Origin of the sequence: Candidatus Marinarcus aquaticus, from assembly GCF_004116335.1 — a bacterium.
In the GTDB taxonomy this organism is placed as follows: Bacteria; Campylobacterota; Campylobacteria; order Campylobacterales; family Arcobacteraceae; genus Marinarcus; species Marinarcus aquaticus.
Genome location: NZ_PDKN01000002.1, coordinates 402,533 through 422,439 on the forward strand (window position 1 = coordinate 402,533; position 19,907 = coordinate 422,439).

Below are 19,907 nucleotides of genomic sequence, written 5' to 3' on the forward strand. Positions count from 1 at the left end.
AGCGTCTTAAAACTCTCTTTGATAAGTAGGATTAAGGTCGATAGACTTTAATATTATTATAGTTTTCAGCATCTCGTAAATATTGAGCATGCAGTTGGCTTAAGATACCTTTGTCGCAATAGAAAAGATACTCTTTATCTTGTGGTAGTTTCTTAAACTCGTTTTTAAGTTTATGAAATGGTATTTTCAGTGTTTCACATGAAGTCTCTATACACGCATCTCCTTGTCGAATATCAATGACCGTATATTCCCCACTTGATAAATCAGTTACCACATCAATTTTACCAATCTCATTGATGTCTGCAACAATATCAGAAACATAGATTTTAGAAGCATTCTCTACTGCTTTATCTAAAACGGTATAATCAAACTTCTTCGCCTCTTTCTCCATACGCTCATATGAACCATGCGTCACTGGATTTTGTGAAATCACCCCGCAATACTCAGGCATGCTCTCTGCAAATCGTTTTGTTCCAATATCATTGGCAATGTCCATAATCTCTGGTTTGTTCATGGTTGAAAGTGGTCTTAAAACCAACATATCACACGCTTGGTCAATCAAAGCAAGGTTTCTCAGAGTTTGACTTGAAACTTGCGCTACACTCTCACCGGTTAAAAGCGCATCAATTTTCATCTCTTTTGCTATAGCTTGAGCTGCTTTGAGCATCAATCTTTTCAGTGTAACACCCATGTATGACTGAGCAGTTGATTGAAAGATTTCCGTCACAACGTCTTCAAAAGGAACAGAGATAAACGAAACGTTATGAGAAGAACCAAATCGATTCCACAAATAAAATGCCACTTGTTTTACCCCAATTTCATGTGCTAAACCTCCCAAGTTAAAGAAAATAAAGTGTGTTTTAACTCCTCTTTTCATCGTCAAATAACTTGCTACTGTTGAATCAAAGCCTCCTGACATCAATGAGAGAATGTCGCCTTGTGTTCCTAAAGGAAAACCAGCTAAACCTCTGTATTTTTGAGTAATGATATTGAGCTGATTATTGACCAGTTCTAAGTTAATAACCACTTCAGGTTTATGCAAATCCACTTTAGCGTTAGGATTTTGACTGAGCATATAACCACCCACGGTTTGTTCAATTTGTGGCGATTTAAAATCGTGTGTTCCTGAACGTTTTGCACGTACCACAAATGTTTTATCTTGAATGGTATGTGCCATTTGTACATTCACAATCTCTTTGATTTGCTCCAATGTAGTTACTTGGTCAAACTGCAATGCTTCTAAAATTTGCTCAATTCCAGGTGTATCAAAGAGTTTTTGTCGCACTTCCACTACAAACTCTATGGGCGTCACCACCTCTATTTTGTCAAAAAACTTTTTAATCGCAACCTCTTTTGAGATTCGATGCAACATATTATGAAGATTGTTATAAAGTTGTGAAATCATCTGTCGCTTAGCAGTAGTGCCTTTGACCATAATTTCTGGGAAAAATTTCAGTATAAATTTTTGTGTTTTAACTTCGTTAATATTCATTCTTTCTTAAGCCTTCGTGTTTAATAATCGGGATTATAACATAAGTGTTGTAAATTCTCATGAACTATCATACTTTACTTTATGTAAGTAACAGTCATTTTATATTATAGTAATAAATAATTTAGATAATTTAGATAATTTAGATAATTTGGATTTATAGTTATGACTCTTTTTTTAACGCTTGTAGGTAAAATTATACCGCTTTACTTCAGTATACTTCTTGGATTTTTCAGTACCAAATATTTTGATTGCAACAAAGATACGATTGCAAAAATACTGCTTTATATCTTAGCACCTTTTATTGTTTTTAATGCAACCTTAAGTGTGGAAATAAACTCTTCAGTTCTTTTTTTACCACTCTTTTTCTTTACACTAAGCGTCATCATCGCTTTTGGAACACTGCCTATTTTTCAGCGAATTTTTAAAGACAACTCTGCCAATGTTCTGTCATTTAGCGTGGCAACTGGGAATACTGGAAATCTAGGAATACCTGTTGCTATTTTATTTTTAGAACCCAAACTTGTAGATATCTTTATTTTTACAGTATTGGCTTCAATTTTGTACCAAAATTCTGTGGGGTATTATGTCACTGCAAAGAGTAACTTCACATCCAAAGAGAGCATAAAAAAAATACTTAAACTCCCTGTATTACACGCTTTTATTGCAGGACTGTTCTTAAACCTTATGGGCTTTAGTATGCCTGAAATTTTCATGGATTACACCAACTATTTAAAAGGGGCATATGCCATATTAGGGATGATGCTTTTAGGAATGGGAATGGAGCATCTTAAAACCAATGGTGGATTTGATAAAACATTTATTGGGTTGGCTCTTTTTGTGAAGTTTTTAGTCTGGCCAGCATTTGTGTTATTGTTTATTTTTATAGATAATACGATATTACACTTTTTAGATAAAGAGTTGTATTTTGTAATGTTTATTTTTTCAATTGTTCCTTTAGCAGGAAACACGGTAACGGTTGCAACGCTTTTAAACGTCAAACCTGAGAAGATGTCTTTAGCCGTATTTATATCAACGTTGGTGTCGTTGTTTTATATTCCATTGATGATATATCTGTACACTCATTAGTGGTGGTTTTTTTCTAAGAGTTTGGGCATGACCTCCCCAATCTCATGAAATTTGTAGTTAAAGCTCTCAATGACCACATCGTAGAGTTTGTGGCTTTTATACTTTCTGTGCCACTTCTCTTCTTTGTTTTCATATTGATTGTAAAACTCAAAACGGAGTTTATAAGCTTCTATCTCTAATTCATTTAATTTCATACCTCTGCCTCTCATAAAAAGTCAGAAAAACTGACTCTTTATTTGATAAATTCAAACACCTCAGAAGGCTCTAGTCTCATTTGTGTTGATTGAGGATTGACTCGATAACCAAAAGGCAATACCAATGAAAGCTGCCATTTTCGCGTATCTAACTCAAGTGCTTTTTCCACATTCTCTTTTTCAAACCCTTCTATAGGACAAGAATCAATGCCTTTAATAGCAGCTGCTGTCATCATATTACCTGCGGCAATGTAGCTCTGTTTTGAAGTCCATGCATAGATGTTTTGCTCACTGCTTAACGTCTCTTTTAAGTGGGTTGCATACAGATTTAAATAGAAATCTTGTTTCTCTTTTGGCATCTCTCGTCGTGCAAATCGTTTTGCGGGAAGTCCACTTTCTGGTCGTACAGCATCAATCGCTGCTAAAATAATCACCAAGTGTGAGCACGTAGTAATTTGTGGTTGGTCCCAACAAAATGGTCGGATTTTTGCTTTTAACTCTTCATTTGTGATGATTAAAAACTTCCATCCCTCTTGTCCGAATGATGAAGGAGATTTTCGTCCCGCTTCAAGTATAAAATTCATGTCTTCATCTGAGATTGTTTTTGTATCATCAAATGTTTTGCACGCATGTCTGAAATCCATTGCTTCTTGAAATGACTTATCCATATTTATCCTTTTTAAATTGATTTTTCTAATATTTTTTCTACAACTGATTTATCAATGCTTCCACGGTCACCAAAGTGTGTGAACCCATGTTTTTCAAGCAAGTTTGTTACTTTAGAAATCACCTCTTTATCATCTGTATACGATGAAAGTTTTAAATCCACATTGAGTGATGCATACAAGTTTCTGATCTCTTCAATCACCTCAAAAGGTGTTAAAGCCTGCATTCCAAAAACATTTTTACCCATTTGCATCAACTTCTCTTGTTTTTCATTAGCTAAAATAGTCAGTAAATTTGGTTGTATGATAGCCAATGTTCTGGCATGGTCAATACCGTACAGACCACTTAACTCATGTCCAATAAAATGTGTCGCCCAATCTTGAGGAACCCCTACTCCAATCAAACCATTAAGTGCTTGATTGGCAAGCCACATCAAGTTGGCATACCATAAATCATCTTTTTTATCATAGCTGTGTGCCAGTTCAATCAAACCTCTTAAAATACCTTCAGCATAATAGTCTTGAGCTAAGGCACCATGAGGTTGCGTAAGATACTGTTCACACGTATGCACAAAAGAGTCAATCAAACCGTTGGACAATTGTCGGTCATCTAAACTTTTTAATACATCGGGGTCCATAATAGCAAATTGTGGATATGAAAAAGCAGAGTGAAAGAAACGTTTCTCTTTGGTTTCTTTTTTAGTGATAACCGAACCAGTATTTGATTCACTTCCTGTAGCAGCTAAAGTGAGTACGGCACCAATTTTTAAAGCTTTTGTTGCATTGTATTTGCCTTCAAGTAAATCCCAACCATCCCCTTCATAATAAAAGGCATTCGCTACATATTTTGCACCATCAATAACAGAACCACCACCAACAGCTAAGATGAAGCTCACTTCATTGCTTCGTCCATAAGCGATAGCTTCATCCAGTTTCTCTTTTGTTGGATTAGGTTCAACCCCACCAAATTCAAACCATGCATAGCCATCTAAAGCCTCTTTAACTTGGTCATAAACCCCATTTTTCTTAATACTTCCTCCACCATAAAGCACCAACACTCTTTCTGACTTTTCAATCAGGGTGTTGATTTTAGAGATACTTTGTTGCCCAAACTCAATCAAGGTTGGGTTTTGGTAAGTAAACTGCATGATTATCCTTTGTATTATGATACTTTTTGAAGTTTTTGTACACTCATACTATCAATTTTTCCCTCAATGAAAGATTTGAAGGCATCAAAATGTGCTTTTTGAGAGTGCTTTAAAAGTGCATCTATATCTCTCCACGTCTCAATAAATGTAAAGCCATTTTCTTCTTCATTGTTTATATGCAAATCATATTGAATACACCCTTCATCGTTTGCATGTGTCTGTTTATGTAATTCTAACAAAGATTTATAGATTTCATCTTTATACTCTGGTTTTGCAACAATAGATGCAATTACTGTAATTTCTGCCATTTTTATCCTTATTAATTTAAAAAGTTATTTTGAAGCACTGCTTCGAGTCTCTTAAGCTCTTCTTCTAAGTTCATATCCCCTTTAAAGATGTCATGAACTGAGTATGATTGCATTGGTCTTAACCCACAAAATTGGAAGATTTTATGTGAAGCGATATTGGCTTCATCCAAACTCAATCCATCAAAGAATCCTTTAGGGTTTTCAAACTCACTTTTTGGACAGTTATAAGTTAGACTTAACATATATTTTCCTTTTAACAAGCCACCACTTCCATATGTTTTAGACGCATCTTCTCTGCTTCGTCCATCACTGACATAATGTTTTCCTTGCGTTAATACTTCATCAAAATATTTTTTTGCAATCCAAGGTGTTCCCATCCAATACACTGGGTATTGAAAAATGATATAATCTGCCCAAAGCAGTTTATCTGCTTCTTTTTCAATCACATACCCTTTTTCAATATGTGTATGCTTGACTTCAAAACCATTTTTTGTTAAAAACTCATCCGCTTTACCAATGATATTTTGAGTCAACTCACCTTTAGCTACACCATCATAATATTGGTGCCCATTAATAATCAAAACATTTTTCATCATTACTCCTTATAAAATAGGTTTTGCTTTTTTTAAGCGAAATGTTCGTGTACTGTTAAATAACATGACTGCCACAAATGACATGGTACAGCCCATCACGGTTGACAACAGTATGGTTTCATCGTAAAAAAACCAACTCGATATAATCGCACCAACTGGAACAATAAACAAAAATACACCTGTTTGATGTGCTCCAATTTTACTGGCTGAAATAAAAAAGAGTGCGGTGCTGAAGGTTCCCGCCATGACCCCAATAAAAAGTGCATTCCACCAAAAAATTGCATCCAATGCTTGCAAATTAAAAGGTTCAAATGGTAATGCAAACCAAATATTCATAAATGCTGCTACTCCAAAAACAACCAAAGTATACATCATGGGATCAACTCTTTTAGAAGCTTTTTGCGCTAAAATCGTTACCGAAGCCCACACTACAGCCGCTTCCAAAAAATATGAACTGTCCAGATTTAAAAAACCAAAACCTTCAGTGGGTATTCGAAGCAAAATCATGGCACCAAACATACCAATGCTCAATGCGACAATTTGTCTGGTTGTTACTTTTGTTCCCAACAGAACAATGGACATGATATACGTTAAAATAGGGGCAATTGATGTCACCATCGTTCCTCCATAGCCTGCTTGACCATGTGTTAATCCAGCAAAAAAAAGATAGTTAAATAAAGCAACCAACAAACCTGCTGCCAACATATAAATCCAGCCAATTCTATCAGCTTTGAGCGGTGTTTTCATAAAATATATAACAGGTAAAATCGTAATAAAAGAGATAAAGTATCGCCAAAAAGCTGCCAATTGAGGGTTGGAGTGTTCTGCCATTGCCTTACCAGAAGTCCAAGCAACTCCCCAAATCAACATGGCAACCAACATGCCTATAAAATATTTTGTTTTATTCTCTTGTTTATGCATTTATAATCCTCATAATATATTGAAAATTATATGTTAGGTAAACTTAAAATACACTTACTTTACTTTAGGTAAGTAATGTAAATTAATTATCTTTATGTTATAATACATTCATAAAAGGATGAGTAATGTATATTATTAATGATAAATCTTATAAATGTTCTGTCTCTGTTACGCTGGATGTCTTCAATGACCGCTGGAAGTTAGCCATTATTTGGCACCTACTTGATAGCGATAAACGATTTAAAGAACTACATGAAACCATCAATGAAATTACTCAAAAAACACTCACTGTAAAACTTAAAGAGCTTGAAGAAAAAAACATCATCAACAGAGAAGTCTTTCCAGAAGTTCCTCCCAAAGTGGTCTATTCTTTGACTGAAGCAGGGAAAAAACTGCAACCCGTTCTTGAAGAGATGTATAAATGGGGCATTTTTTACACTTCTAAGCATGGAAAAATAACAGAAAACCACTCTTGCGAAACCTCAATTAGCTCTAAATAATAATTAATCAATTTTCAGTATAATAACTCCATAAATGTTTCAATTGTGTGAAGAGTTCCTTCACACTCCTACAAATAATAAAGGAGAAACCCATGAATATTCATGAGTACCAAGCCAAACAGATATTTCATAAGTATTACCTCCCTACTCCCAAAGGTTTTGTTGCCAATAGTATCAATGAAACCATTCAGTGTGCTAAAAAATTGGGTGGAAAAAAATGGGTTTTAAAAGCTCAAGTTCATACTGGTGGACGAGGCAAAGCCGGTGGTATTAAAATTGCCAACTCCTTGGAAGAAGTCAAAATATATGCCAATGAATTACTTGGTATGAGGCTTATTACTAAGCAGACTGGTCCGGAAGGAAAATTGGTTACTAAAATTTATATTGAAGAGGGTGTCAACATTCAATATGAAGCTTATTTAGGCATTACATTAGATAGAAACATTGAAATGCCTGTTATGATGGGTTCACGTGAAGGGGGTGTAGAGATTGAAAAAGTGGCAGCAGAAAACCCAAAAGCCATCAAAAAAATCCCGATTGACCCCACGGTTGGTTTTCAAGACTTTCATGGACGAGAACTTGCATTTGAATTGGGTATTTTTAAAGAGGACATGCAAGCCTTTATTAAATTTGCAAAAACCTTGTACCGAATCTATGTGGAGGATGATGCTGAACTCATTGAAATTAATCCGTTGGTGAAAACCGATGAAAACAATTTCCTTGCATTGGATGGGAAAATGGGTTTAGATGACAGTGCGTTGTTCAGACACGATGACATTGAAGCCATGAGAGATATTTCACAAGAGAATAAAGCAGAAGTAGAAGCCAAAGAGTATGGACTTTCTTACGTAAAATTGGATGGAAATGTAGGATGCATGGTCAATGGTGCAGGTCTTGCGATGGCAACCATGGATATCATTAATTATGAAGGAGGTTTACCCGCAAACTTCTTAGATGTGGGTGGAGGTGCCAGTGCACAAAGTGTTGCAAAAGGGTTTGAACTCATTTTAAAGGATGAAAATGTCAAATCGATTTTTGTCAATATCTTTGCTGGCATTGTACGGTGTGATCGAATTGCCAATGGTATTTTAGAAGCAACACAAAACATTGAAGTCAATGTGCCTATTATTGTAAGACTTGATGGAACAAATGCCAAAGAGGCTTCTGAAATTTTAAAAAGTGCCAATATTTCAAATATCATTGTGGCTCACTCACTTGAAGATGGGGCACAAAAAGCTGTGCAAGCAGCCAAAGCATAAAGGAAAATGTATGTCTATTTTAGTTAATAAAAACACCAAAGTGATTGTACAAGGTTTTACAGGAAAAGAAGCCACCTTTCATGCAGAACAATGTATTGAGTATGGCACTCAAATTGTGGGTGGAGTTACGCCTTATAAAGGGGGAACTACTCATCTTGGTCTGCCTGTATTTAATACGGTGAAAGAAGCAGTTGACACGACAAAAGCAACCGTATCATTAATCTTTGTTCCTCCTAGATTTGTGGCTGATGCGATCATGGAAGCAGCCAGTTGTGGCATTGAACTTTGTGTGGCCATCACTGAAGGTGCGCCTGTAAAAGATATTCAAATTGCCAAAGCGTATGCCAATAAAAATGGCATGAAAATCATTGGACCAAATTGCCCAGGTATTATTACTTCAGGTGAGTGTAAACTGGGAATTTTGCCAGGATCTGTGTTTAAAAAAGGTCGAATTGGTTTGATTTCCAAATCAGGAACGCTTACTTATGAAGCCGCTAATCAAGTGGTTCAAGTGGGTCTTGGTATTTCAACTGCGGTTGGAATTGGGGGTGATCCCATCATTGGATTAAGTTATAAAGAGTTGTTAATGCAGTTTGAACAAGACAATGAAACCGATGCCATTGTGATGATTGGAGAGATTGGAGGCATGCTTGAAATTGAAGCAGCACACTTTATCAAAGAGCATATCACCAAACCAGTTGTTGCGTTTATCTCTGGACAAACAGCACCCAAAGGGAAACGCATGGGCCATGCAGGTGCGATTGTAAGTGGTGGCAAAGGAACAGCAAAAGAGAAAATGGAAGCCTTAGAGTCGTGTGGTGTGACTGTAGTGAAATCACCCGGACACATTGGAAAAACAGTTAAAGAAATAATAGGATAATTTAATATATGGATAATTTTTTACTCATTGGGTTGGCAATTATTGCAGGGTATGTTCTGCAAAAACTAAAAATCTTTCCAAACGATGCCCCCAATACGCTCAATAAGTTTGTGATTTACATCTCATTGCCCGCAATGATTTTTTTACAAATACCTAAAGTGGAACTTTCGATTAATATGGCCATCCCTATTGTCATTGGATGGATTACCATCTCTGTTTCCGCACTTTTAGTATTAGCACTGTCTCGATGGATGAATTTTAATAAAGAGATCACAGGTGCATTGATGTTGGTGGCGGTTTTAGGGAATACTTCATTTTTAGGTATTCCTATAATTAATGCGTATTTTGGTGCCGATGCCTTACCGTATGTCATTGTCTATGACCAAATGGCCACATTTATTGCATTGGCGGTGTATGGTACGTTGATTGTCTCTATTTACAGTCATAACAGTGAACTCAATGTTAAAATCATTGTACATAAAGTCGTAACTTTTCCACCGTTTCTTTCATTGATTATTGCACTGTTTTTAATTGGAATAGAGTTTCCACCTGTTATTTCAAGTGTATTAGCAACGCTTGGAGCGACCATTGTACCATTGGCACTCGTTGCTGTAGGTCTTCAACTCCAGCTTAAATTGCCGGGTCATGAAATCAAACCTTTTACCACAGCACTGTTTGTAAAACTCATTGTCTCACCTATATTAGCAGCCATTGTCTGTTATATCTTAGGATGGAATGGTGAAGTTGCACGTATCTCTATTATGGAAGCAGGAATGGGACCTATGATCACTGCAGGTGCGGTTGCATCTATGGCAGGTCTGGCACCACGATTGAGTGCTTCTATTTTAGGTTATGGTATTTTATTTGCGTTTTTTACAACCGCTGTGATTTACCAACTCACAGATTCTTTTGTAGGTTAAATAAAAAAAAGGCCCTATGAATTTCATAGAACCTTCAAGTAGCTTAAAAGCTGTATTTCATCATTAGCATGGTGGTTCGTGGCGCACCATACACCATGCTGTTACTACCAATTCCTTCATAATACTCTTTATCGAAAAGATTATCCACATTCATTTGTAGTTTTAAATTTTGATTCACATCGTATGAAAGCATTGCATTGGCAATGGTATATGCTTTTTGTTCAATTTTATTTGCACCACTTCCGGTATAGAACTTACTTTGATAGTTTGCACCCAATCCCATACTCAATTTATTCAATCTGTATTTTGTAAAAAAATTAGCTGTTGTTCTTGATGATTTAGTAGAAACTTTTTCACCTTGCGCATCTTTGGCTTCAAAGTTTGCAATACCAAAAGCAATATCCCAATTATCATTGATGTTTCCTGCAACTTCCAGTTCCACCCCTTTACTTGTAACACCCTCAGCTGCACTGTGTGCTTTTTCTGTTGGATTCCCCACAACAAACACGCCATCTTTTTCTTGTGCAACATTGTCTTGTTCAATTCTAAACACAGAAAGTCCCGCATTTAATTGACCATCAAAATACTCACCTTTGATTCCCACTTCATAGTTTTTACCGGTAATTGGATCAAGATAATCACCGTTTTGAGTTCTCTCTTTTTGAGGTTTAAAAATCTCTGTGTAGCTTGTATAAATTGAGTGATTATCATCCATATTGTAAACCAATCCTGCAAACGGCGTAAATTCATCATCATGAATTCTTGGTTTTGTATTGGCATTCTTAGCATAATATTTCCAACTTGTGATTCGACCACCAGTAATAAGTTTTAAATCCTCCATCAAAGAGAAGCGTCCAGTTAAATAAAACGCTTGTTGAATCGTTTTACCAATTGTCCAATCCAAATCAAGGGTTTTATTTGGTTTTGCAATGTTGATATTATGAATATCTGCAAGCGCTGGATAGGTATATCCATCTGGGTAACTGTATTTGTTTGAGAGTTCATCTGATTTGTTATATGAATATCCAAAAATCACTTCATGCTCCAAATCACCCGTTTTAAATGGGGCAGAGATATAGGTATCAAAGTTATCCTCTTCAAACTCTGCATCAGAGTAGTATGTTAAATATGACGTTCCAGAACCCGTAGCTTTATCAACACTTCCTCTTAAATAAAGAAGTGCAGTCTCTTCTTGTACGTTCATATGTGAGTACGACGCTTTAAGTTTAATATCTTTATATATGTATTGCTCAAAATCAGCAAACACTGTTTTGGTTTCAACATTCCAATAGGTCCAATCTTCGGTTGCATTCATAGAACGGTCAAAATTCGTGTGGCTTCCATCGCTGTAAAAACCGGGTAACCCACCCCATCGAATTCCTGTTCTCTTTAAGTCTTGGTAACTTGCACCAATAGATAAGTACGTTGAGTCTGTGATGTCTGCATCTACAACTCCATAAAATACTTTATTCTCTTTTTTATAATCATCTAAGAAGGTATCAGTTTCATTGTATTTACCAATAAATCGTGCTCGTAAAGTTCCCTTTTGATTCAATGGAGTTGAGACATCCAGTGTTGCACTTTGGGTATCAAAAGAGCCTGCTTCTAATTTCACATTTCCAGTTAACTCTTTAGAGTTGGCATGTTTTCGAATAAAATTCAAACTCATAGCAGGGTTACCTGCACCCGTTACTAAACCATTGGCACCTTTGACCACTTCAACTCTGTCATAAATTGATAAATCAGGATCATGGTCTGCAATATTTAAAAAAGTTGGTGTACCATCGATTTGATAATAATCTATATCAAACCCTCTTGCCGTAGGATAGATTCTTTCATCCCACTTATTCAGTGTAACGCCCGTGATATTTGCCATAATATCTTGGTATGAGTCAATACCTCTGTCCTCAATTTGTTGATTGGTTATAATTTTAACCGATTGAGGTGTCTCTTTTAGAGATAGATTTAACTTCGTTGCAGAACGTGTTGATCCAATTGTATATGAGTTTGTATCTTCACTTGCTCCTGTTGCACTCTCGACAACGTCAACTTCTTGAACCGTAATTCTGTCTTGCATATTCTCTTTATTACTTTGTACATCATTTGAATATAAACTTGTTCCTACAAGCATTGCAGTACATAAGGATAACGGAATAACCTTATTCTTTTTTTTCACTTGCTCTCCTTTAATATATTTATTATGATAATCATTATTATAAATATATAACGGATTGTTTCTATTTTTCACTTAATCCATAATTACACAAAAAGAACTCATGACAAGCAGATAAAAAAATCATTTTATGCCATTTTTATGCCATATTTTTTTATTATAATTTGGTATGTCAATTATAGAAATTTCAGAGTATCAAATACACAATAACAAAATATCATCACATAAAATCAATGCCATATGTCTATGCTTTTGCATGGATTTAACGGCAAGTCAAACTGCAAAATATGTGGGATTGAGTCGACAAACAATCAATCATTACTACAAGATTATGAGAGCTGCTTTGCCGCAAGAAATGGTAGATAAACCAATAAAAAGTCTCTCTGTGGGCTATATGATCATTCAAAATCAAGCATATTTTTATGCCAAACAAGAAGAAAACTATTTTTATATTGAAATGAATAGCTCACTTTTTAATGATTTATATGAGACCTATTTGTTTCCTTTAACACATCATACTAAAGCCAATTGCATCAGATTGATTTATAATGCTTATACTCAAAAATATATCTCTTTAGGGTATTTCCGTCATGATTTGGCACTCAATGATTTTATTTCTACTCGACTCAAAAAATTCAGAGGATTAAAAAAAGAGAGTCATGCTTTACATTTTAAAGAGTCTATCTTACGCTTTAATCACACACAAAAAGAGTTGCAAAAGATGCTTTCTCTTAAATTAGGTCTTCAGAATTAAGTTTATAGCCCATTTTTGATATGTTTTGAATCAAATTATCAGAAAGTTTTTTTCTTAAATTACGAACCAAAGAACGTAAAGCATCATCACTCATAACTGAGTCATACCAAATGGCTTCTTGTATTTGTTCATATGAAACCAATTGTTCTTTGTTTTCACATAACAGCAATAAAAAAAGTCTTTCTTTATGCGTCATTTTAATCTCTTGCTTGTTTTTAAAAAGTTGTTTCTTTTGAAGATCAAAACAGTACTCTTTATTTATTTTATAAAGTGTGGGTTTACTCTCCTTTATTTTTTTGGCGCACTGAAGCAGTACAGGATACAATACATCATGACGAATCGGTTTTACTAAATATTTTGCAAGTTGCAATTCTATGGCTCTGAACAGATACTCTTTTTGAGAGTGCGCACTTAAAACAATGATTTGCATTTGTCTGTTTTTTGTCCTGATTTGTTCAATCATATCTAAACCATTAAATTTGGGCATATGGATATCTGTGATTAAAATATCAGGTTTTTGTGATTCTATTTGTGCGATGGCCTCAAAACCATCTTTGGCACTGTAAACATACTTAAATAATCTTTTTAAATATGATATAGCATTGTTTGCAATGTTTTGATCATCTTCTACGTATAATATTTTTAAATCTTTAAATTCATTCTTACTCATAATAAAATTATACATAAATTAAGATAAATTATCAGTATCAATATTATATTAATCATAATTTGTCTATAATTTTGCATGCGATTTATACTATTTTTATTTTTACTTTTTTTAAATCTTGAAGCAAAAAGAATTGATGATGTAGTTGAGTGTTTTATATCTGAAGATGGAGAAAATTATAAAAAAGCACTCTATGTAGACTACATAGATAAGAAACTTCAATCCTATACTATAAAATTCACGCTCAATAAAAATACGCCTTATTCTAAATACTATTTAAGTATCGTAAGCGACGTGCATGCTTTAAAAAAGACCAACGTAGAGTATGAAATCAACAACAGCAGACTTATTACCGTAGATTTGAGCCAACTTCAAACCGATACCTTTTATTTTTATTACGAACACCCCGCAAAGGTGCGACCTGATTTTAGATATAAAGTCATTAATGCCTTTGAATATGAGTATCTCTTAGAGCATGAAGGCATTTTGTATGGTATCTCTTATGGAATTATATTTTGTGCTTTTTTGTACTATTTGGTGATTTATCTCTCCACACGTATTTCATTTTTACTCTACTACAGTTCTATGCAATTTTTTGTTTTATTAACACTCATTTGTTTTACTTATTTAAGTTACCAATCCTATGTAACTCCCTTAGCACAAGCAACTACAGATATATTTGAAACCTTAAGTTTTATGTTCACCCTACTCTTTGCACAATCTGTTTTAAACATCAAAAAACATTCCCGATGGCCTTTTTATGTTATTCTACTTATCTGTTTTTTTCATGTTTTAGATGTGGTTTGGATTTTTATCTATAAATACTCTCTTTATTATGAATACATTCCCTTTTCCGTTACTTTCTTAATTGCTATGATGCTGGGATTGTATGTATTGTTTAAAGGCAACAAAATTGCACTTATATATATCATTGGTTGGACATTTATATTTATTGCCATTTGTTTAAGCGAATTGGATCTCCTTGAACTCAGTGGTATTTATACCATTCATATTGTAACGGCTTTAGAATCCATTGTTTTCAGCTTTGCACTGGGGTATATGCTTAAAAAAATTGTTGAAGATCAAAATGAAAAAGAGAAACTTTTAATTCATCAAAATAAACTCGCGTCCATGGGAGAGATGATCAACAACATTGCACATCAGTGGCGACAACCTTTAACGCATTTGAGTTTTATTAACATGGATTTGGAATTGGCATCAAGTGAAAAAAAACTGCCACCTTCATATCTTGTAAAAAAATTAAGGGAAAGCAATCAACAAATAGAGTTCATGTCTCATACGATTGATAACTTCAGAGATTTTTATAAACCCGATAAAGAAAAAGAACAATTCTATCTCTCTGAATCCATTACACAAGCTCTTACAATTATGAAGCCACTGTTAAATAAACATAAAATAGCTCTTCATTTTAATATCATAGTTGACAAAGAAATCTATGCGTATAAAAATGAACTTGCACAAGTGATCTTGAATCTCATCACCAATGGTAAGGATGCATTGCTTTTAAATGAGGTTAAGAATCCCTATATTGAGATAAAACTGGACAAAAACGACATTGTGATTGAAGATAACGCCAAAGGGATAGATGAAGCCCTTATTGACGATGTCTTTAATCCTTACTTCACAACCAAAGAGAAAGGGAGTGGCATAGGCTTATATATGTGCAAAATGATTATAGAGTCCCACTTTAAAGGAAAAATTAACGTAGAAAACAGTCGCAATGGAGCGTGTTTTAAAATCATCCTTTAAGCTTTAATAGTTGTTTTAATGCCCCTTATTTTACATTTTACACACAATATAAACATACAATGTTATTCAGTTATTCTCTTTGACCATTTGTAATATTTTTTGTGTATTTTTCATACTGAAATAAAGCGTAAATCCAATCAGTATCATGGTTAATGTTCCAAAAACAATCATCGGCATACTCCACTCATTGGTTACTGATTCAGCTTGTGAAAGTTTTGCACTCACATCTTTTTTATCCGCTTTAACACTAAACCCGCCAACAGGCTCAATCCCCTCTTTGATTATCGTATGTCCAGGCCCACCGTCAAGTACAATCTGATAAGGCTCTTTGGGAATCTCAATGGTTATCTCACTCTCTTGGGGCAATCTTTGTTTAAAAAGAATTTCTCCCGTTATTAATGATTCAAGTCTCACCAATGCACCTTGTGCATTCTCTCCTGTACTGAACTGTCCCATAACAACAATCGTTCCATCTTCATTGTCCATCACATTCATCAAAAGAGTATGTGCGTATAGTGTTATGCTCAATAGCAAAGCAGTTAGTGCGATTAATTTTTTTATCATTATCTCTCCTTTTAAAGTATCTTTGTCCAATATTTTTGTACATCCTCTTTGCTTGTAGGAAGTTTTCTACTGACAACCAAAAGTATGATTCCAAAAATAAGTAAACCAATATCTACACTTAAAATCTCTCTCATTCCTAAGCGATAAAGTTCTACAGGAGAAAAACCACTGCTATAAAAATGAATCAAAGGACTCACACAGAACAACAATCCACCTAAAGCTAAAAACTCTTTAGCAGCCTGATAAGTGTTGATGCGATAAAAAGACCACATTAATGTTGCCAACCATAGAATAAAAAATGAACCTTTTTGCCATAAAAATCGCTCTTGTAAATCCATAGGTAAAAGCCACTGCAAGGCAAAAAGAAGTCCTGTTGCAGGGATAACTCCAATCATAACAGAAAGAGAAAACTTGCTTAATCCATTATAAACAGGGATATTTAGGGGAAACTTTCTGGATTTTTTTTCCAAATAAAGCATCACACCAAATCCAATTGCAAATATTGAAACTGTCATAATGGTAGCAATAAAAAGCCGAGTAAATGTATCTACCCCAAATAAAAAGTGCAAAAAGAATATACTGTCATAAAAAAGTCCCGACCAATGTTTGTCCATAACTTTTTGTTGATTGATTAAACTACCATCCACACCACTGAGTGTTACACTTGGTTTATTTGAAATACCATTTAAAAAAGGCATGTATGGATTATACCCTAGCAGTTTTGCTTGTGCACTGGAATCCCCCCAATTTGTAAGCGTAATTTTTTGATAATCTATTTTAGGGTTAAGCTCTTTTGCTCTTTTAATGAGTTCATTCATACTGAGCATCTTTACATTGTCATTTTTCTTTTCTCGAATAGGTAATGGTGGAAATAATACTGGTCCAGCTAAAGTCCATACTTCACTTGTTTGTCCTTTGGATGCTAAATATGCCATAGGAGAAGAACCACTGTATCCGATGTTCATCAATGCACCTGTAAGTGTTATGATAATGAAAGGAGGGAAAACCCAAGTAAAAATTTTTCTGTGCCATTTTGAAAATCGACTTTGTGCATTTTTGCCACTGCTTTTATATTTAATTAAAACTGTCTGTATGACTCCTCCGATAACCAAAAACATTACGGCAACGGCCATAAATCCAAAAATAACATAACCAAATCGCTTAAATTCCCAACCATAATGCATGATATTTAAAAAACGAGCCAATTGAGACTGTTCATCTTCATTAACAATCTCTTCACCTGTATTTGGGTTAAAGAGTTTTGTTTTGGTAAACATAGCAGAAATTTTAACCGTAGGATCTTCCATATAATTGGGTAAAGTGATGGTTACCCCATTTATTTTAGGATAATCTGGGTCAGCTAATACTGGGTCAATCATCGCTGAATAATTAATCTTAGTTATATCAGCACTCTGTATATGTCGTGATGGTTTTTCCCACAGTGTTATGTAGGGTAATAAAATAGCAAAAATTCCAAAAAAAACTGCAATATACATCAAATAAGAGAATGTTATTCCCACCATCACATGAACGCGTTGAAACCTCTGTTTTAATAGCTTTTTTGATTCTTCTTTTGTCATATTATCCCTTTACAACCAATCCAATAATAATCATCAAAAAAAGCACAGATGGAACTAAAGAGCGCATAAGCGCAGACCATCTTGTAGGAGCCACAACAATCCAAAGTGCTGCAATTGCCCACGCTAAAGTATTAAATAAAAGTGGAATAACAATTGATTCTCCAGGGGTTCCAGGAATAATATAGATTAAGAGTGTCATGCCTAAATATGCGACACTCAATCCTCCAAATACTGCACATAAAGTTCGGAACAATCCTATTTTGTTTCCACTTTTTTCGGGTAGTTTAAGATGTTTTAAATATGTCATTGAATAGCCTAAAAAAATATAATATCGATAATAATAATCAATTATTCATAAAAAGCTTCTTTCCTCAGACTTTGTTCATGACAAGCAACAATTAATACTCTCTGCCGTAAAGCTCCGAAGCCTCTTGAACCACTAAAAAAGCATTGGGGTCATACCGTTTAATGATTTTACGTAGGTGTTGAAGTTTGGTGATATCCACAATAACCAATATCAGTGTTTTGGGATCTTTTTGATTGAGATTTAAACCATCTAAAATGGTTCCATGTTCCCCTAATTCATCTAAAATATGCTCTGAGAGTTTACTGACTTTATTGGTTACAATGGTAACTGCTTTTTGAGCAGGTTTTCCTGACAACAGGATATCGACAACTCTTGAAGTAACATACACACCAACAATACTAAACAGCGCTTTTTCAATATCTCCATATACAAATACAGATGCACACATAATCAAACCATCAATGACCAAAATAATTTGTGAGGTTTTGTAGTGTGTTTTACGCTCAATTACTTCTGCTAAAATGGTTGTTCCCCCTGTTGAAGATTTTCCCAACATGACAAGCCCAACACCTAATCCTACCAACAATCCTCCAAAAATGGAGGCTAATATCGTATCATGTGTAGCAGCAGAGACATTTAATACCTCTTTCAATAAATCTGTGAATGCTGAAATTAAAACAATGCTCAACAACGTTTTCACGACAAAATTTTTTCCAAAATAGACCATGCCTAATATGACCAAAGGAATACTCACTATCGCAATCCAAGTTCCCAACGTAAAATAAGGGAAAAGAGCGTAAAACAGTTGAGCAATTCCCACTCCTCCTCCTGTAATAATACTGTTTGGGTTTAAAAAAACAACCGCAGCCAATGATACAAAAAATGAACCTACTGCAACAAAAAATATATTTTTTATTGAAATCATAATTCTCCTTTAATCAATCGTTTTAATCGTATTAATCCCTCTTTTACTTCTTCTTTAGTAGAGTGTGTAAAATTAAATCGAATCTCATTGCAACTGGATTTGTCTAAGTAAAATTCACTGCCTGGAACAAACACAACTTTATGTTTTAAGGCTTCAAAAACCAATTTTTTTGTATCTACATTTTCTATGTATCCATAAATAAACATTCCCCCTTTGGGTTGTTTGAATTTAAACTCAGGCAAAATCGCTTTTAAACATGACGAAAAATACTCCATTTTGTCTTTATAATCATTTCGAATTGTTTGCAAATGTTGTTTAAAAAGTTGACTGTCACTTAAATAGTCATTTAATATCGCTTGTGAAAGTCCACAACTGTGTAAATCAATGCTCTCTTTAATCTTCATCAACTCATGTATTAACTCCTCATTGGCTCGTACCCACCCTATTCTAAGACTTGGCGCAAACGTTTTTGAAAACGAGCCTAAGTGAAAACTGTTATTCGGGATCATACTGCTGATGGTCCGCTTTTTAGAGGTAAAAAAGAGTTCACTGTAAGGTGAATCTTCGATTAAGTATGCGTCATTCTCTTTTATTAAATAAGCAACCGTGTTTCTTTTTACTTGTGAATAGGTTGAGGAATATGGATTTTGAAAATCAGGAATCAAATAGGCCAATTTTGTCTCTTCTAAACTTTTTTGAAATGCTTTTATATCAATACCATCTGCTTCTAAAGCAACGGGTTTCATATCAAGCTTATTCATTCTAAAAATATTCATAGCCCCCAAATATGATGGCTCTTCAATCGTGATACTCTTTTGCTCAAAATATTTTGCAATGATAAACATCGCTTGTTGACTTCCCGTAGTAATTAAAATATTATCTGCTGATGTTTCAAAACCTTCATCGTTATAATATTGAGCAATTTTTTCTCGAAGCGATTTTAAACCATTGCTTAAACTGTATTGCAATACTTTGGAGTTTTGTAAAACATTCATGGCACTCTTTTCAATATCTTTTAAGGGAAAGAGTGCTTCATTGGGAAGACCTCCCGCAAATGAGATGGTCTCTTCATCAATGGATTCTAATATCTCTCTGATAAATGATCGTTTCATCTTTTTTTTCCTTTTTTTATTTTAGAATACTCCAATAAAAAAATTAATTCTTTACAGAAATTGCTCAAAAAATTATCTATTTTTGCTAT

21 protein-coding genes are annotated in these 19,907 nt (G+C 34.5%); 7 read left to right on the forward strand and 14 right to left on the reverse strand.

Features of this window, described 5'->3' with window-relative positions; genetic code table 11:
• Positions 1-31 precede the first annotated feature (31 nt).
• On the reverse strand, positions 32-1,492 hold the full coding sequence (thiI, locus tag CRV04_RS04700) for a tRNA uracil 4-sulfurtransferase ThiI (RefSeq protein ID WP_128995652.1): 1,461 nt from the start codon (positions 1,490-1,492) through the stop codon (positions 32-34).
• A 162-nt stretch (positions 1,493-1,654) separates the two neighbouring features.
• Between thiI and CRV04_RS04705 the strand changes: the two genes are divergently transcribed.
• Positions 1,655-2,578, forward strand: a complete 924-nt coding sequence (locus CRV04_RS04705) for an AEC family transporter (protein WP_128995653.1) — start codon at positions 1,655-1,657, stop codon at positions 2,576-2,578.
• Here the strand turns inward: CRV04_RS04705 and CRV04_RS04710 are convergent.
• Genes CRV04_RS04710 through CRV04_RS04735 form a run of 6 tightly spaced genes read right to left on the reverse strand, consistent with a single transcriptional unit; the run spans position 2,575 to position 6,407 of the window.
• The gene (locus tag CRV04_RS04710; protein ID WP_128995654.1) at positions 2,575-2,772 is read right to left on the reverse strand and encodes a hypothetical protein; all 198 of its coding nucleotides are present in this window, start codon (positions 2,770-2,772) and stop codon (positions 2,575-2,577) included. The two genes, CRV04_RS04705 and CRV04_RS04710, sit on opposite strands and share 4 nt — an antisense overlap.
• Before the next feature lie 38 nt (positions 2,773-2,810).
• A complete protein-coding gene (locus tag CRV04_RS04715) occupies positions 2,811-3,440 on the reverse strand; it encodes an NAD(P)H-dependent oxidoreductase (protein WP_128995655.1) in 630 nt (209 codons plus the stop codon).
• A gap of 11 nt (positions 3,441-3,451) precedes the next feature.
• Complete coding sequence (locus tag CRV04_RS04720) at positions 3,452-4,585, reverse strand: iron-containing alcohol dehydrogenase (RefSeq protein WP_128995656.1); 1,134 nt, start codon at positions 4,583-4,585, stop codon at positions 3,452-3,454.
• Between the two features lie 14 nt (positions 4,586-4,599).
• The gene (locus tag CRV04_RS04725) at positions 4,600-4,893 is read right to left on the reverse strand and encodes a putative quinol monooxygenase (protein WP_128995657.1); all 294 of its coding nucleotides are present in this window, start codon (positions 4,891-4,893) and stop codon (positions 4,600-4,602) included.
• A gap of 11 nt (positions 4,894-4,904) precedes the next feature.
• Entirely contained in the window at positions 4,905-5,486 is a 582-nt protein-coding gene (locus CRV04_RS04730; protein ID WP_128995658.1) for an NAD(P)H-dependent oxidoreductase, read from the reverse strand.
• Positions 5,487-5,495: 9 nt separating this feature from the next.
• Positions 5,496-6,407 (reverse strand): DMT family transporter, encoded by a 912-nt coding sequence (locus CRV04_RS04735; RefSeq protein ID WP_128995659.1) that lies wholly within the window; start codon positions 6,405-6,407, stop codon positions 5,496-5,498.
• A gap of 125 nt (positions 6,408-6,532) precedes the next feature.
• Between CRV04_RS04735 and CRV04_RS04740 the strand changes: the two genes are divergently transcribed.
• The 4 genes from CRV04_RS04740 (at position 6,533) to CRV04_RS04755 (ending at position 9,966) form a co-directional block, all read left to right on the forward strand.
• Complete coding sequence (locus CRV04_RS04740) at positions 6,533-6,907, forward strand: winged helix-turn-helix transcriptional regulator (protein ID WP_128995660.1); 375 nt, start codon at positions 6,533-6,535, stop codon at positions 6,905-6,907.
• Between the two features lie 92 nt (positions 6,908-6,999).
• Positions 7,000-8,166, forward strand: a complete 1,167-nt coding sequence (gene sucC, locus CRV04_RS04745) for an ADP-forming succinate--CoA ligase subunit beta (protein ID WP_128995661.1) — start codon at positions 7,000-7,002, stop codon at positions 8,164-8,166.
• Positions 8,167-8,176: 10 nt separating this feature from the next.
• A complete protein-coding gene (gene sucD, locus CRV04_RS04750) occupies positions 8,177-9,046 on the forward strand; it encodes a succinate--CoA ligase subunit alpha (RefSeq protein ID WP_128995662.1) in 870 nt (289 codons plus the stop codon).
• 8 nt (positions 9,047-9,054) lie between these two features.
• Positions 9,055-9,966 carry an AEC family transporter gene (locus tag CRV04_RS04755; RefSeq protein WP_128995663.1) on the forward strand — a complete coding sequence of 304 codons (912 nt, stop codon included), beginning with the start codon at positions 9,055-9,057 and terminating at the stop codon, positions 9,964-9,966.
• Between the two features lie 43 nt (positions 9,967-10,009).
• Here the strand turns inward: CRV04_RS04755 and CRV04_RS04760 are convergent, their stop codons facing one another.
• Positions 10,010-12,142, reverse strand: a complete 2,133-nt coding sequence (locus CRV04_RS04760; RefSeq protein WP_128995664.1) for a TonB-dependent siderophore receptor — start codon at positions 12,140-12,142, stop codon at positions 10,010-10,012.
• A 166-nt stretch (positions 12,143-12,308) separates the two neighbouring features.
• Between CRV04_RS04760 and CRV04_RS04765 the strand changes: the two genes are divergently transcribed.
• Positions 12,309-12,893, forward strand: a complete 585-nt coding sequence (locus CRV04_RS04765) for a hypothetical protein (RefSeq protein WP_128995665.1) — start codon at positions 12,309-12,311, stop codon at positions 12,891-12,893.
• Here CRV04_RS04765 and CRV04_RS04770 read toward each other — a convergent pair.
• Positions 12,871-13,563 (reverse strand): response regulator transcription factor, encoded by a 693-nt coding sequence (locus CRV04_RS04770; RefSeq protein ID WP_128995666.1) that lies wholly within the window; start codon positions 13,561-13,563, stop codon positions 12,871-12,873. The genes CRV04_RS04765 and CRV04_RS04770 overlap by 23 nt on opposite strands.
• 75 nt (positions 13,564-13,638) lie before the next feature.
• On the opposite strand from CRV04_RS04770, the gene CRV04_RS04775 reads away from it, so the two are divergent.
• Positions 13,639-15,330, forward strand: a complete 1,692-nt coding sequence (locus CRV04_RS04775; protein WP_128995667.1) for a sensor histidine kinase — start codon at positions 13,639-13,641, stop codon at positions 15,328-15,330.
• Positions 15,331-15,396: 66 nt separating this feature from the next.
• On the opposite strand, the gene CRV04_RS04780 is transcribed toward CRV04_RS04775, so the two are convergent.
• The 5 genes from CRV04_RS04780 to CRV04_RS04800 form a co-directional block, all read right to left on the reverse strand.
• Positions 15,397-15,894, reverse strand: a complete 498-nt coding sequence (locus tag CRV04_RS04780; protein WP_228126476.1) for a hypothetical protein — start codon at positions 15,892-15,894, stop codon at positions 15,397-15,399.
• Positions 15,895-15,905: 11 nt separating this feature from the next.
• Entirely contained in the window at positions 15,906-17,474 is a 1,569-nt protein-coding gene (locus CRV04_RS04785) for a PepSY-associated TM helix domain-containing protein (RefSeq protein ID WP_128995668.1), read from the reverse strand.
• A gap of 1 nt (position 17,475) precedes the next feature.
• Positions 17,476-17,781 carry a hypothetical protein gene (locus CRV04_RS04790; RefSeq protein ID WP_128995669.1) on the reverse strand — a complete coding sequence of 102 codons (306 nt, stop codon included), beginning with the start codon at positions 17,779-17,781 and terminating at the stop codon, positions 17,476-17,478.
• Positions 17,782-17,872: 91 nt separating this feature from the next.
• Positions 17,873-18,706, reverse strand: coding sequence for a YitT family protein (locus CRV04_RS04795; protein ID WP_128995670.1), 834 nt, complete (start codon positions 18,704-18,706; stop codon positions 17,873-17,875).
• A complete protein-coding gene (locus CRV04_RS04800) occupies positions 18,703-19,818 on the reverse strand; it encodes an aminotransferase-like domain-containing protein (protein WP_128995671.1) in 1,116 nt (371 codons plus the stop codon). The genes CRV04_RS04795 and CRV04_RS04800 overlap by 4 nt, the downstream gene beginning before the upstream one ends.
• Positions 19,819-19,907: the final 89 nt, after the last annotated feature.